This is a genomic window from Falsiroseomonas frigidaquae (assembly GCF_012163145.1).
In the GTDB taxonomy this organism is placed as follows: domain Bacteria; phylum Pseudomonadota; class Alphaproteobacteria; order Acetobacterales; family Acetobacteraceae; genus Falsiroseomonas; species Falsiroseomonas frigidaquae.
In genome coordinates this window covers 295,810-309,004 of sequence record NZ_JAAVTX010000004.1, presented here as the reverse complement: position 1 = coordinate 309,004, position 13,195 = coordinate 295,810, and the positions used below count along the sequence as shown (strand labels likewise).

Annotated in this window: 12 protein-coding genes; 8 read left to right on the top strand and 4 right to left on the bottom strand. The window is 68.0% G+C overall.

The genetic code is table 11. The features are described from left to right. Nucleotide 1: 1 nt before the first annotated feature. Both rnr and HB662_RS14030 read left to right on the top strand, forming a co-directional pair. Nucleotides 2–2,296: a ribonuclease R gene (gene rnr / locus HB662_RS14035; RefSeq protein ID WP_168050441.1), complete on the top strand. Its 2,295-nt coding sequence runs from the start codon at nucleotides 2–4 to the stop codon at nucleotides 2,294–2,296. 38 nt (nucleotides 2,297–2,334) lie between these two features. Further along, the gene (locus HB662_RS14030; protein WP_168050440.1) at nucleotides 2,335–3,804 is read left to right on the top strand and encodes a S41 family peptidase; all 1,470 of its coding nucleotides are present in this window, start codon (nucleotides 2,335–2,337) and stop codon (nucleotides 3,802–3,804) included. On the opposite strand, the gene HB662_RS14025 is transcribed toward HB662_RS14030, so the two are convergent. Together HB662_RS14025 and ruvX are read right to left on the bottom strand one after the other, a co-directional pair. Continuing rightward, nucleotides 3,801–4,739, bottom strand: a complete 939-nt coding sequence (locus tag HB662_RS14025) for an aspartate carbamoyltransferase catalytic subunit (RefSeq protein ID WP_168050439.1) — start codon at nucleotides 4,737–4,739, stop codon at nucleotides 3,801–3,803. The genes HB662_RS14030 and HB662_RS14025 overlap by 4 nt on opposite strands. Before the next feature lie 9 nt (nucleotides 4,740–4,748). Beyond that, complete coding sequence (ruvX, locus tag HB662_RS14020) at nucleotides 4,749–5,216, bottom strand: Holliday junction resolvase RuvX (protein ID WP_168050438.1); 468 nt, start codon at nucleotides 5,214–5,216, stop codon at nucleotides 4,749–4,751. Nucleotides 5,217–5,283: 67 nt separating this feature from the next. Between ruvX and gatC the strand changes: the two genes are divergently transcribed. The 5 genes from gatC to HB662_RS13995 are packed head-to-tail and all read left to right on the top strand — an operon-like array spanning nucleotide 5,284 to nucleotide 9,791. Continuing rightward, nucleotides 5,284–5,580: an Asp-tRNA(Asn)/Glu-tRNA(Gln) amidotransferase subunit GatC gene (gene gatC / locus HB662_RS14015; RefSeq protein WP_168050437.1), complete on the top strand. Its 297-nt coding sequence runs from the start codon at nucleotides 5,284–5,286 to the stop codon at nucleotides 5,578–5,580. Further along, the gene (gene gatA, locus HB662_RS14010) at nucleotides 5,580–7,067 is read left to right on the top strand and encodes an Asp-tRNA(Asn)/Glu-tRNA(Gln) amidotransferase subunit GatA (RefSeq protein WP_168050436.1); all 1,488 of its coding nucleotides are present in this window, start codon (nucleotides 5,580–5,582) and stop codon (nucleotides 7,065–7,067) included. The genes gatC and gatA overlap by 1 nt, the downstream gene beginning before the upstream one ends. Further along, nucleotides 7,064–7,444, top strand: a complete 381-nt coding sequence (locus HB662_RS14005; protein ID WP_168050435.1) for a hypothetical protein — start codon at nucleotides 7,064–7,066, stop codon at nucleotides 7,442–7,444. The genes gatA and HB662_RS14005 overlap by 4 nt, the downstream gene beginning before the upstream one ends. Continuing rightward, nucleotides 7,441–8,892: an Asp-tRNA(Asn)/Glu-tRNA(Gln) amidotransferase subunit GatB gene (gene gatB / locus HB662_RS14000; RefSeq protein WP_168050434.1), complete on the top strand. Its 1,452-nt coding sequence runs from the start codon at nucleotides 7,441–7,443 to the stop codon at nucleotides 8,890–8,892. Before HB662_RS14005 ends, gatB begins: the two co-directional genes overlap by 4 nt. Continuing rightward, nucleotides 8,889–9,791: a hypothetical protein gene (locus HB662_RS13995; RefSeq protein ID WP_168050433.1), complete on the top strand. Its 903-nt coding sequence runs from the start codon at nucleotides 8,889–8,891 to the stop codon at nucleotides 9,789–9,791. Before gatB ends, HB662_RS13995 begins: the two co-directional genes overlap by 4 nt. A gap of 175 nt (nucleotides 9,792–9,966) precedes the next feature. Here the strand turns inward: HB662_RS13995 and HB662_RS13990 are convergent, their stop codons facing one another. After that, nucleotides 9,967–11,556 carry an ABC transporter substrate-binding protein gene (locus HB662_RS13990; RefSeq protein WP_168050432.1) on the bottom strand — a complete coding sequence of 530 codons (1,590 nt, stop codon included), beginning with the start codon at nucleotides 11,554–11,556 and terminating at the stop codon, nucleotides 9,967–9,969. A gap of 171 nt (nucleotides 11,557–11,727) precedes the next feature. On the opposite strand from HB662_RS13990, the gene HB662_RS13985 reads away from it, so the two are divergent. Then, nucleotides 11,728–12,177, top strand: coding sequence for a host attachment protein (locus HB662_RS13985; RefSeq protein WP_168050431.1), 450 nt, complete (start codon nucleotides 11,728–11,730; stop codon nucleotides 12,175–12,177). Between the two features lie 16 nt (nucleotides 12,178–12,193). Here the strand turns inward: HB662_RS13985 and HB662_RS13980 are convergent, their stop codons facing one another. Continuing rightward, nucleotides 12,194–13,132: an NAD(P)H-dependent flavin oxidoreductase gene (locus HB662_RS13980; RefSeq protein ID WP_168050430.1), complete on the bottom strand. Its 939-nt coding sequence runs from the start codon at nucleotides 13,130–13,132 to the stop codon at nucleotides 12,194–12,196. Nucleotides 13,133–13,195: the final 63 nt, after the last annotated feature.

Here is a 13,195-nt window from a genome sequence, read left to right as displayed (position 1 = left end):
GATGGTGCGGCGCGGTCCCCCCGCTAAGGGCCACGCCGCCCGCAAGCGCCCGGCCGGGAAATTCGCCGGCAAGGCGCCGAACCACCGCACCGGCATCCCGGAGGGTGCGCCCTCCGCATTGCCCACTCTGGTGCAGTTGCGCGACTTCCTGCGCACCGCGCCCGGCCGCGTCGGCAAGACGGAGATCGCCCGGCATTTCGGCCTGTCCTCCGACCAGCGCCCCGCCTTGCGCGAATTGCTGCGGGGCCTGCAGGACAGCGGCCAGGCGACGCCGGTCGGCCGCAAGGGCATCGCCGCGCCGGAGCGCCTGCCGGACATGCTGCCGGTGGAGGTGGTCGGCACCGATCCGGATGGCGACCCGATCGCGCGACCCCTGCAATGGGACCGGGACCGCGGCCCGCCGCCGGTCATCTTCATGCAGCGCGAGGCCAAGGGCCAGGCGGCGCTGGCGCCCGGCGAGAGGGTGCTGGCGCGGCTGAAATTCATCGGCGGCAACAAATACGAAGGCCGCACCTTCAAGCGCATCGCGCGCGACACGCCTGCCCGCATCCTCGGCGTGTTCGAGGAAGGCCGCATCATCCCGACCGATCGCCGCCAGCGCGCGGATTGGCGGGTGGTGGAGCTGAATGGCGCCAAGCCCGGCGATATCGTGCTGGCCGAGCCGATGCCGAGCCACCACAGCCTCGGCCCGCGCCCGGCCCGGATCATCGAGGTGCTGGGCAGGATGGGGGAGGCGCGCTCCGTCTCCCTGATCTGCATCCACGCCCATGGCATCCCCGACATCTTCCCCGCCGAGGCGGTGCAGGAGGCGGAGGATGCGAAGGGCGTGACGAAGCGGGGGCGGGAGGATCTGCGCGACATCCCGCTGGTCACCATCGATGGCGAGGATGCGCGCGATTTCGACGATGCCGTCTGGGCGGAGCCGGACCCGGAAGGCTGGCGCTGCCTGGTCGCGATCGCCGATGTCGCGCACTACGTGAAGCCGGACAGTGCGCTGGACCGGGAGGCCTGGGCGCGCGGCAATTCTGTGTATTTCCCGGACCGCGTCGTGCCGATGCTGCCGGAGGCGCTGTCGAATGGCTGGTGCAGCCTGCGCCCCGACGAACCGCGTGGCTGCCTGTTCGTCGAGATGCGCTTCGACCGGGCGGGGCGGAAGACCGCGCATCGCTTCGGCCGCGGCATCATGCGCTCCGCCGCCCGGCTCACCTATGAACAGGTGCAGGCGGCGAAGGACGGGGGGACGGTGCCGGAAGGCGTGCCGGCGGATCTGCTCGGCCATCTCTACGGCGCCTTCGAGGCCCTGCTGGCCGATCGTGCCCGGCGCGGCACGCTGGAACTGGACGTGCCGGAACGCCGCGTGCTGCTGGACGAGACGGGCAAGGTGCAGGCCGTGGTGCCGCGCGCCCGGCTCGATTCGCACCGGCTGATCGAGGAATTCATGGTCGCCGCCAATGTCTGTGCGGCGGAGGAACTGGAACGGCTGAGCCAGCCCTGCATGTACCGCATCCATGACCGGCCCTCGGATGCCAAGCTGGAGGGGCTGCGGCAGTTCCTGGAATCGCTCGGCCTGAAGCTGCCGGCGCGGGATCGTATCCATCCGCGCGATTTCGGCGGCATCCTCGCCGCGGTGAAGGACAAGCCGGAGGACCGGCTGGTGAATGAGGCGGTGCTGCGCGGCCAGTCACAGGCGGAATACTCGCCGGACAATATCGGCCATTTCGGCCTGGCGCTGGCGCGCTACGCGCATTTCACCAGCCCGATTCGCCGCTACGCGGACCTGCTGGTGCACCGCGCGCTGATCGCCGGCCTCGCCCTGGGCAAGAACGGCCTGGCCCCGGCCGAGGCGGCGCGGTTTCCGGATACCGCGGAACACATCACGCAGACCGAAAGACGCGCTGCGATGGCGGAACGTGACGCCATCGACCGCTATCTTGCTGCTTTCATGGCAACACGTGTTGGAGAAGTTTTCGAAGCGCGGATTTCCGGGGTGACACGCTTCGGCCTGTTCGTCACCGTGCAGGAGAACGGCGCCAGCGGGATTGTTCCGCTCGCGACCTTGCCGGACGACAGATGGCAGTTGGACGAGGCCGGGCATGCGATGTCCGGCCGCAATACGGGGCTGACCTTCTCCCTCGGCCAGGCGGTCGAGGTGAGACTGTCCGAAGCCGTACCGCGCACCGGGGGCATGGTGTTTTCCCTGATGCAGGGCGATCCGCGGGGCACCTCCCGCGGGCGTCCGGGCGCTGGCTCCTCGCCGCGCGCCAAATCCTCCGGCAAGGGTTCGCGGCGGCGCTGATCCTGCTGCTGCCCGTCCTGCATCTGCAGACGGGCGGGGTGGCGGCGCAGGATGGGGCGGCACTGCCCGGCGGCGCGATCGGCAGCGTGCTGGCGCGCAGCCACGGCCTGATCCTGGAACGCCACCTGGAGGCGGCAAGCCCCGCCAACCTGGTGCTGTGGTCGCTGCGCGGCCTGGCGGTGCTGGATACCCGCTTCAACGCGGAATTGCGGGAGGATGGCATCCTGCTGCTCGGCGAGGACCGGGTGCTGGCTACCGCCTCGCTGGCGCCGCTGATCCGCCCGGGCACGGCCTTCGAACAGGGCAACGCCGTCGCCGTGACGCTGGAGGCCTTCTACAACGCCGCCTGGCGCGCCTCCCCGCAATTGCGGGAGGCGGGGGCGGAGCGGATGCTGGCCTCCGGCTTCGAGGAGCTGTTCAACCACCTCGACCCCTATAGCCGCTACATGACGCCTGAGGATGCGCGTCGCGCGCGGGAACGCCGCGTTGGACAATCCGGCCTCGGCCTGCGTGTCGCCGTGCAGCGCGGCGCGCTGGTGATCGATGCGGTGACGCGGGATGGCCCGGCGGCGCTGGCGGGCATCCGCACCGGGGACCGGCTATTGGCGGTGGATGGCAGGCCGCTCGGCCCGCGAGAGCCCGGCCTGGCGGCGCGGCTGCTGGAGGGGCCGGAGGGCAGCGAGGTGAGGCTGACCGTGATGCGCGCCGGCCGCCGCCGCAGCTTCACCCTGGTGCGCGAATTGGTGGTGCCGGAGACGGTGAGCGTGGAGCGCGGCAACGATATCCTTTTCGTGCGCCTCAGCGGCTTCTCCGCCATGACGGACCGGCGCCTGACCCAGGTGCTGCGGGATGGCTTCGCCGAAGGCGTGCCGCGCGGCGTGGTGCTGGATCTGCGCGGCAATCGCGGCGGCCTGCTGAGCCAGGCGGTGGCGGTGGCCGATGCCTTCCTGGCGGAGGGCGAGGTGATGCGGACCGAGGGGCGGCACCCGGAAGCCAATCGTCGCTACTTCGCCGGCGGGCAGGATCTGGCGGAAGGGCGGCCGGTGGTGGTGCTGGTGGATGGCCGCACCGCCTCCTCCGCCGAGATCGTCGCCGCGGCCCTGGCCGAAACCGGTCGGGCGGCGGTGGTGGGCAGCGCCACCATGGGCAAGGGGTTGATCCAGATTGTCGCGCCGCTGCCGAATGGCGCGGATATCCTGGTGACCTGGTCGCGGATCGTGGCGGTCTCGGGCTGGCCGATCCAGGGCCTCGGCGTGCTGCCCGCGCTGTGCACCAGCCTGGGGCCGGAGGTGATGGCCCAGGGCCTGGCGGCGCTGCGGCAGGGGGAGGCGCCGATGGGCCGCGTACTGGCCCGGCAACGCGCCGCCCGGGCGCCGGTGCTGGCGAGCGAGATCGCCGCCCTGCGCAACGCCTGCCCGCCGGCGGAAGGGCGCGACGACGACCAGGTGGCGGCACGGGCGCTGATCGAGACGCCGGCCGCCTATGCGCGGGCGGTGAGGGGGCCTTAGGTATTCCGCCGCTGGTTGCGGGCGAGCACGTCCAGCACCGCCATGCGGCAGGCCACCCCCATCTCCACCTGTTCGCCAATGACGCTGCGGACGGGATCATCCGCGATGGCGCTGTCGATCTCGACGCCGCGGTTCATCGGGCCGGGATGCATGACGATGGCGTCCGGCTTGGCAAAGGCCAGCTTCTCCGCATCCAGCCCGTAGAAGCGGAAGAACTCTCGGGAAGACGGGACCAGGCCGGAGGTCATGCGTTCCTTCTGCAGCCGCAGCATCATGACCACGTCGGCATCGGCCAGGCCGGTCTTCATGCTGTGGTGGACCTCCACCCCGAGCCGCGCGGCCTCGGCGGGGATCAGCGTCGGCGGGCCGACGATCCGCACGCGGGAATTCATTGCCAGCAGCAGGTGGATGTTGGACCGCGCGACGCGGGAATGCAGCACGTCGCCGCAGATGGCGACGGTCAGGCCTTCGAGGCTGCCCTTGCGGCGGCGGATCGTCAGCGCATCCAGCAGCGCCTGGGTCGGGTGTTCATGCGTGCCGTCGCCGGCATTGATCACCGCCGCATCCACTTTCTGCGCCAGCAGCGCCGGCGCGCCGGACTGGCCGTGGCGGACCACCAGCAGGTCGGTGTGCATGGCGTTGAGCGTCGAGGCGGTGTCGAGCAGCGTCTCGCCCTTGTTCACGCTGCTGGTGGAGACGGACATGTTGACGATGTCCGCGCCCAGCCGCTTGCCGGCCAGCTCGAAGCTGGTGCGGGTGCGGGTGCTGTCCTCGAAGAACAGGTTTATCAGCGTCCGGCCCTTCAGCAGGTCGCGCTGGGTTTTCCCCTGGCGGTTCAGCAGCGCGTAGTTCTCCGCCAGATCCAGCAGATCGGCGATGTAGGGGGGCTCGAGGCCCTCGATGGCGAGCAGGTGGCGGTGCGGGTAGGGGAGCATGGCGCGAAGCTACGCCGGGCCGGCGCTGGCATCCAGAGCGGCCTGCAACATATAGGCGGCCGCCGCGGCATCCACCGCCTTGGCCCGCTTGGCCCGCGAAAGGTCGGCCGCGATCATCATGCGGTTGACCGCGGCGGAGGACAGGCGCTCGTCCCACAAGGCCAGCGGCAGGCCGGTGGCCTGGGACACGGCCAGGGCCCAATCCTTCGCCGCCTGCGCCGCCGGGCCGAAGCTGCCATCCATGGATATCGGCAGCCCGGCCACCAGCCCGCCGGCGCCTTCCTTCTTCGCGATCCGCGCGATCTCCGCCGCATTCGCCGCCAGCTTGCCGCGCGGAATGGCGCCGTAGGGGGAGGCCAGCATCAGCGAGACATCGGACAGCGCGACGCCGATGATCCGCGCGCCCGGGTCCAGCCCGATGAGGCGCGCATGGCGGGGCAGGGCGGCGCGCAGGTCGCGCATGTTGATGGCGGGCATGGCGGCCGTTATGTTCCCCCTCCGCTTTCCTGGCAAACCCAGGCAGATCAAGGATTTCCCGAGACCCATGTCCCTCGATACCGCCACCATCCGGCGCATCGCCTCGCTCGCCCGCATCAGGCTGGACGATAGCGAGGTGCAGCAGGCGCAGGCCGAGATCAACGGCATCCTGGGCTGGATCGAACAATTGCAGGAAGTGGACACGGACGGGGTGGAGCCGATGGCCGGCGGCAGCCCTGTGGCGCAGGCCAAGGCGCGGCTGCGTCCCGATGTGGTGACCGATGGCGGCCAGGCGGATGCCATCCTGGCCAATGCCCCGGATCGCCAGGGCGAATATTTCGGCGTTCCGAAGGTGGTCGAGTGATGCATCCCACGGATTTCACCCTGCGCGGCGCGCTGGACGCATTGTCCGAGGGCACCATCAGCAGCGTCGAGCTGACCCAGGCGCATCTGGACGGCATCGCCAAGCTCAACCCGCGCCTGAACGCCTATATCACCGTGACCGCGGAAAAGGCGCTGGCGCAGGCGAAGGCCAGCGACGAGCGCCGTGCGGCGGGGCAGGTGGGGGCGCTGGAGGGCATTCCGCTCGCCATCAAGGATCTGTTCTGCACTGCGGGCACGCGCACCACGGCGGGCAGCCGCATCCTCGACAGCTTCGTGCCGCCCTATGAGAGCACCATCAGCCAGAAGCTGCTGGACGACGGCGCGGTGTTCCTGGGCAAGGCAAATCTGGACGAATTCGCCATGGGCTCGTCCAACACCACCAGCGCCTCCGGGCCGGTGGAGAACCCCTGGTCCCGGGCGAATGACCCGGATACGCGGCTGGTCCCCGGCGGGTCCTCCGGCGGGTCCGCGGCCGCGGTTGCGGCGCGGATGGCGCTGGGGGCGACGGCCACCGATACGGGCGGCTCCATCCGCCAGCCGGCGGCCTTCTGCGGCATTGCGGGCATCAAGCCGACCTATGGGCGCTGCTCCCGATTCGGGGTCGTCGCCTTCGCGTCTTCGCTGGACCAGGCGGGGCCGGTGGCGCGCACGGTGGAGGATTGCGCCATCCTGCTGAAGTCGATGGCCGGCTTCGACCCGAAGGATTCCACCAGCGCCGACCTGCCGGTGCCCGATTTCGCCAAGGCCTGCGAGCGCGGCGTGAAGGGCCTGCGGATCGGCGTGCCGAAGGAATACCGGCTGGACGGCATGGCGCCCGAAATTGTGGCGCTGTGGGAACAGGGCCTGCAATGGCTGCGCGATGCCGGCGCCGAGACGGTCGAGATCAGCCTGCCGCATGCGAAGTACGCGCTGCCGACCTACTATATCGTGGCGCCGGCGGAGGCGTCCTCGAACCTCGCGCGCTATGACGGCGTGCGGTTCGGGACGCGGGTGACGGAGCCGGGCTCCGACCTGCGCGACCTGTATGAACGCACCCGCGCCGCCGGCTTTGGGCCAGAAGTGCGGCGCCGCATCATGATCGGCACCTATGTGCTGAGCGCCGGCTATTACGACGCCTACTACCTCAAGGCGCAGAAAGTGCGCGCCCTGATCCGCCGTGACTTCGAGCAGGCCTATGCGGATGTCGACGCCATCGTAACGCCGGCCACGCCGTCTGCCGCCTTCGGGATGGATGAGAAGCAGGACGACCCGGTGGCGATGTACCTGAACGACATCTTCACCGTGACCGCCAACCTGGCCGGCCTGCCGGGGCTGGCGGTGCCGGCTGGGCTGGACGCACAGGGGCTGCCGCTCGGGCTGCAGGTGATCGGGCGGGCGTTTGATGAGGAGACGGTGTTCGCCGTGGGGCGGACGCTGGAACGGGCGGCCGATTTTTCCGCGTTGCCGCGGCTGAGGGCGGGGGCGTGAACGAACCGCTTGGCGGGGCGTGGGATGTCCAACGTTCCATCGCCACCATCCGTACAGCCGCGGCGCAGCGCCGCTGCCTGACCTACGGCGAGATTGCGGCGGCCAACGGGTTCGCCTGGAGCCTTCCGGTTCGGAGCGCGTGCGCGAAGCATCTCGAGGTGGTTTGTGCAGCCGCACTTCCTCAGGCACACGGTATGATCAGCGCGATCGTCGTGAACAGTGAGAACCTCAAGTCGCAGGTGCTGGCGCAAGGAGCGCTGTCCGGGTTCATCGAGTGCGCCCGGCGCCTTGGTTTGCAGCCGGGTGAAGATCACAGCGCCTTCCTGAGGCAACAGCAGATCGCCACCTTTGATTGGGCGAAGGGACGTCCGGCATGAGCTACACGATCGAGGGCCGCACAGGCCCCTGGGAACTCGTCATCGGCCTGGAGATCCACGCCCAGGTCATCAGCCAGGCGAAGCTCTTCTCCGGCGCCGCCACCGAATTCGGCGCTGCGCCGAACAGCCAGGTGTCGTTCATCGATGCCGGCTTCCCCGGCATGCTGCCCGTGATCAACGAGGAATGCGTGGCGCAGGCCGTGCGGACCGGGCTCGGGCTGAATGCGCAGGTGAACCTCTGGTCGCGTTTCGACCGCAAGAACTATTTCTACGCCGATCTGCCGCAGGGCTATCAGATCAGCCAGTTCGCCCACCCGATCATCGGGGAGGGCGCGGTGGAGATCACGCTGGCCGACGGCGCGACCAAGACCATCGGCATCACGCGGCTGCACCTGGAACAGGATGCGGGCAAGTCGCTGCATGACCAGCACGCGACCAAAAGCTTCATCGATCTCAACCGCTCCGGCGTCGCGCTGATGGAGATCGTCAGCGAGCCGGACATGCGGAGCCCCGAGGAAGCCGGCGCGTACCTCACGAAGATCCGGCAGATCCTGCGCTACCTCGGCACCTGCGACGGCAACATGGACGAGGGCTCGATGCGGGCCGACGTCAACGTCTCCGTCCGCAAGGCGGGCGAGGGGTTCCGCACGCGCTGCGAGGTGAAGAACGTCAACTCCATCCGCTTCGTCATGCAGGCGGTGGAGGCCGAGGCGCGGCGCCAGATCGAGGTCTGGGAAGCCGGCGAGGAGGTGTTCCAGGAAACCCGCCTGTTCGACACCGCCCGCGGCATCACGCGGTCCATGCGCTCCAAGGAAGACGCGCATGACTACCGCTACTTCCCCGAGCCCGATCTGCCCCCGCTGGTGCTGGAACAGGATTGGGTGGAGGCGCTGAAGGCGGCACTGCCGGAACTGCCGGATGTGCGGCGCGCGCGCTATGTTGCCATGGGCCTGTCGCCCTACGACGCCCATGTGCTGACGCTGGAGAAGGAAACCGCGGTTTTCTTCGAGACGGTGGCAAAGGGCCGCGACGCCAAGCTGGCCGCGAACTGGGTGACGGGCGATTTCTTCGCCGCCCTGAACCGCCTGAAGCGCGACGTGGCGGACCCGCCGGTGACGGCGGAGAATCTCGGCGCGCTGCTGGACCTGATCAGCGACAAGACCCTGTCCGGCAGCCTGGCCAAGCAGGTGTTCGAGGCGATGCTGGAAACCGGCAAGGCACCGGGCGAGATCGTCGAGGAGCGCGGCCTGAAGCAGGTGACGGATACCGGCGCGATCGAGGCGGTGGTGGCGCAGGTGATGGAAGCCAATGCCGACAAGGTCGCGGAATACCGCAGCGGCAAGGACAAGCTGTTCGGCTTCTTCGTTGGCCAGACGATGAAGGCGATGCAGGGCAAGGGGAATCCGGCCCTGGTGAACGAGGTGGTGAAGGCCAAATTAAGCGAATGAGCGTCAAGATCGGTGAAGCTGACGGTGCTCTGAGCAACGCGGATCTTGCGCGCCTACTGAGCGGCGAGGTCGGCTTTTCTGGGGAAATTAGATGCCATCAGCGCCTGCTCAGCGCTGGCTATGATGTGCATCCAAGCCCTTTCTATACCGACGACGAGACAAAAAAGCAACGTGAAATCGATTTCGCCACCTTCACTCAGTGTCACTTTCGTCGTGGTCGGCATCTAGTCGAAGCGGAATTTTATCTGGTGGCGGATGTCAAGACTTCGACTGCCCCCGCAATCGTCTTCCTCTCGCAGAAAACCATTTGGGACACTGCTGGCGCAACAACCCCTTTTTTCGCTCAGCGGAATTTGGGCGGTGACGCTGAACATTACTCATACCATAATACTTTTCTAGGAGGGTCTGTCTTCGGAGATCTTATCGGCAGGTCCGTCGTCAAGCATTTATCACGCTCAGAACGAGACACGAAAAATCAGTTTAGCGCCAATTTTTTTCGAGAGGCGATGTATTCTGCCGTAAAGGCGGCAATTGCCGAGTGGCAAGAGCAGCGAAGCATCGAGCATTGGCCGCAGAAAGGAAATGCGGTCGCGAAATTTTTTGTGCCGCTCATCGTTATCGATGGTCCTCTCAAATCTTGCATTGCGCGAGAAAACAAAATTGAGGTTCAGGATATACCGTACTGCACCATGCGGTTTGACGCAGAAATTGAAACACACAAAACATATAATAAGGGACGGCATTCGTCGTTCTTGGTGGCCGTGTGCCAGATCGACCACATCATCGAATTCATGAATATTTTCGATGCGCTGTTAGACGCTCGGTCGTTTCGGAATTGGATTTCAACGATATTGAGCGGAAAGGGCGATTGGCAGCCATTCGCTCGCAGGAAAGAATAGGCGTTAAGCAAAATATTTAAGTTGGGTTGTGCAAAGTAAATGGCGCTATTCGACTTCCATGTCGTCAGACGACGAAGGTGATACACTTCTCGAGAGATTCGGCACTGGTTAATGAGGCGGTGAAGAAGGCTGGCCTTTCTCCCTCCCCCGCATTCGCGGGGGAGGGCTTCGCAAATCACACCGGCCGGACGCCCCAGGGATAGGGCATGCTGCCCTTCAGATGCCCGGTGATGCTCTTCCGCCAGGCGCTGCGGATGTTGAACTGGCCGAGCGGGATCGTCGCCACATCATCCTGCGCCAGCTTGTTGATCTCATTCGCCAGCGCCTGCTGCCGGTCCGCGTCCGGCGCGTCGAGCCAGTTCTGCACCAGCTCCTGCGCCTTCGGGCTGTCATACCAGCCGAACCAGCCATTCGCCCCCGGCCCTTTCACCAACGACGACACCGCCGGATTGAGATAGGCCAGCGAGGAGCCATAGGTGTGGAAGATGCTCCACCCGCCGCGCTCCACCGGTTCCTGCCGCACGCGGCGCTGCACCACGGTGCCCCAATCGGTCTCCACCAGCTCCACGTTGAAGCCGATGCGGCGCAGCGCATCAGCCGTCACATGGCCATGCGGGCCGATCAGCGGGAAGTCGGTGGGGCTGATGATCACCACCTTCTCCCCATTGTAGCCGCTGGCCTGCAGTGCGGCGCGCGCCCGGTCCAGGTTGCGCGGCGGGGCGTTCAGCTCGGACAGGTCCTCGACGCCGTAGGGTGTGCCGCAGGGAAACAGGCTGCGGCAGGTGCGCCAGACGCTGCGGTCGTCGCCGAGCGTCGAGCGCATGTAGTCTTCCTGGTTCACCGCCAGCGCCACGGCCTGGCGCACCTTCACATTGTTGAAGGGCGCCTGCAGGTGGTTCAGCCGCATGATGGACAGGATGCCGGCCTCGTTCAGGACACCGACCTCGATATTGCGGTTGCGCGTCAGGGTCGGGATCAGGTCGGATAGCGGCTGGTCCAGCCAATCCACCTCGCCGGCCTGCAACGCCGCGGCCGCCGTCGCCGGGTCCGGCAGGATGTGCCACTCGACGCGCGGGAAATGCGCGATCTTGCCGCCGGCCGCGCCGCTGGCGGCTTCCTGGCGCGGCACATAGGCCTCGTTCTTCGCATAGACCACGCGGCTGCCGGAGACGAATTCGCCCGGCACGAAGCGGTAGGGGCCGCTGCCCATCACCTCCGCGATCTGCGTGCTGGCATCGGTGGTCGCCAGGCGCTCCGGCATGATGAAGGGCACGTTGGCGTCCGGCTTGGCGAGCGCTTCCAGCAGCAGCGGGAAGGGGCGCTTCAGGCGGATTTCCAGCGTGCGGTCATCCGCGGCGCGCCATTCATCGACGGAGACCGCCAGGATCTGCCCGAAGGGGTCGCGCTTCGACCAGCGGGCGAGGGAGGCGGCGCAGTCGGCCGCGCGCACCGGGGAGCCATCGTGGAACTTCAGACCCTCCCGCAGCTTGATGCGCCAGACGCGGCGATCGGCGGAAACCTCGTGCCCCTCGGCCATCTGCGGCTGCGGGCGCAGCCGCGCATCCATGGCGTAGAGCGTGTCGAACACATGGTAGCCGTGCATCTGGGTGACGATGGCGCTGGTCCAGATCGGGTCCAGCGCGGTCAGATTGGCCTGTGGCACGAAGCGCAGGGTGGCGGTGCGGGCGGGCTGCGCGATGGCGGGGCCGGCCAGGCCGGCCGCGGCGAGACCCGCGCCCGCCTGTAGCAGCGAACGGCGATGCATGTCCCTTTATCCTCCGGTTTCTTTCTTGTCCGGTCCGAGGCTAGGCGCGCCCCCGCAAGCCGGTCAATCGCGGCCGGGTCGCTGCCATCCTGCATCCTTGCCGATTGTTTGATCCCAGGCCGGCACCGGAAAGACCGATGATGCGCCGGGCCGGCGCGGAGGAGACGTCTCATGCGGACAGCGATGGATTGGGCACTGGTCGCGGATGGGCAGCATGCGCGGGTCTTCCAGCGCCCCGCGCCGGGTGGCCGCTGGTCGGAACGTGAGCAGGACGCCACCGACATCGACAACCCGATGTCGCATGAGCAGGGGCGGGACCGTCCGGGCCGCGTGCATGAAAGCGCCAGCACCACGCGCCACGCCGTCGAACCGCGCCAGGATCTGCACAAGGCGGCGAAGCAGGCCTTCGCGCGGCAGCTGGCGGAGCGGCTGGAGGCTGCGGCGGATGAATTCGGCCGTGTCATCCTGGTGGCGCCGCCCGCCTTCCTCGGCGCGCTGCGGGACGAACTGGGCGATGCGACGCAACGCAAGCCTCGCGCCACCCTCGACAAGGACCTCACGCACCTGCCGCTGGAGGATCTGGTGCCCTATCTCGACGACCTCGCATTCGAGGAGGCGTAGGACGGCAGCGCGGCGATCACGCGTCGCCGCCTGCCAGCGCCGCCTTGGCCGCCGCGTATTCCGCGCGCAGCCGCGCCACGATCTCCGCGGCGGGCGGCGTATCGGTGATGCTGCCGACGCCCTGGCCGGCGCCCCACACATCCTTCCAGGGCTTGACCCGCGTGGTGCCGAAATTGGCGCTGGTCTTGTCCACCACCGGCAGCGCATCCGGGTCGAGGCCGGAGGCGGTGATGCTGGGCTTCAGGTAGTTGCCGGGGATGCCGGTGAAGAAGGGGGTGTAGAGCACATCCTCCGCCTTCGCCTCGACGATCATCCGCTTGTAGCCCTCCGCCGCATTGGCCTCGGCGGAGGCGATGAAGCGGGTGCCGAGATAGGCCAGATCCGCGCCCATGGCCTGCGCCGCCAGGATCTGCCCGCCGGTGGTGATGGCGCCCGACAGGATCAGCGGGCCGTCGAAGATGCGCCGCACCTCCGCCACCAGGGCGAAGGGGGACAGCGTGCCGGCATGGCCGCCGGCGCCGGCGGCAACCAGGATCAGCCCATCCACCCCGGCCTCGATCGCCTTGCGGGCGTGGCGCAGGTTGGTCACGTCATGGAACACCAGCCCGCCCCATTCATGCACGGCATCGACCACCGCATGCGGGGCGCGCAGCGATGTGATGATGATGGGCACGCGGTGCCGGGCGCACACCGCCAGGTCATGCTCCACCCGGTCGTTGGAGGCATGGACGATCAGGTTCACCGCGAAGGGCGCGTCCTGGTCCGTCAGCGCGGCCCGGATGCGGGTGAGCCAGGGGTCCAGCTCCTCCTTCGGCCGGGCGTTCAGGGCCGGGAAGCTGCCGACCATGCCGGCGCGGCACTGCGCGATGACCAGTTCCGGGTTCGAGACGATGAACAGCGGCGCGCCGATGGCGGGCAGGCGCAGGCGGCCCTGCAGCAGTGCGGGAAGTGGCATGGATGTCTCCCTTTCGCCCCGCATCCTGCCGGGCGTCGTCCGCCTTGACCATGGCGCGGGGAT

Excerpts from the sequence above, each read along its gene's own strand:
- gatB (WP_168050434.1), top strand. The coding sequence starts at position 7,441 with ATGAGCTACACGATCGAGGGCCGCACAGGCCCCTGGGAACTCGTCATC.
- HB662_RS13995 (WP_168050433.1), top strand. The coding sequence starts at position 8,889 with ATGAGCGTCAAGATCGGTGAAGCTGACGGTGCTCTGAGCAACGCGGAT.
- HB662_RS13980 (WP_168050430.1), bottom strand. The coding sequence starts at position 13,132 with ATGCCACTTCCCGCACTGCTGCAGGGCCGCCTGCGCCTGCCCGCCATC.
- gatA (WP_168050436.1), top strand. The coding sequence starts at position 5,580 with ATGCATCCCACGGATTTCACCCTGCGCGGCGCGCTGGACGCATTGTCC.
- gatC (WP_168050437.1), top strand. The coding sequence starts at position 5,284 with ATGTCCCTCGATACCGCCACCATCCGGCGCATCGCCTCGCTCGCCCGC.
- rnr (WP_168050441.1), top strand. The coding sequence starts at position 2 with ATGGTGCGGCGCGGTCCCCCCGCTAAGGGCCACGCCGCCCGCAAGCGC.
- ruvX (WP_168050438.1), bottom strand. The coding sequence starts at position 5,216 with ATGCCCGCCATCAACATGCGCGACCTGCGCGCCGCCCTGCCCCGCCAT.
- HB662_RS14025 (WP_168050439.1), bottom strand. The coding sequence starts at position 4,739 with ATGCTCCCCTACCCGCACCGCCACCTGCTCGCCATCGAGGGCCTCGAG.
- HB662_RS13990 (WP_168050432.1), bottom strand. The coding sequence starts at position 11,556 with ATGCATCGCCGTTCGCTGCTACAGGCGGGCGCGGGTCTCGCCGCGGCC.
- HB662_RS13985 (WP_168050431.1), top strand. The coding sequence starts at position 11,728 with ATGCGGACAGCGATGGATTGGGCACTGGTCGCGGATGGGCAGCATGCG.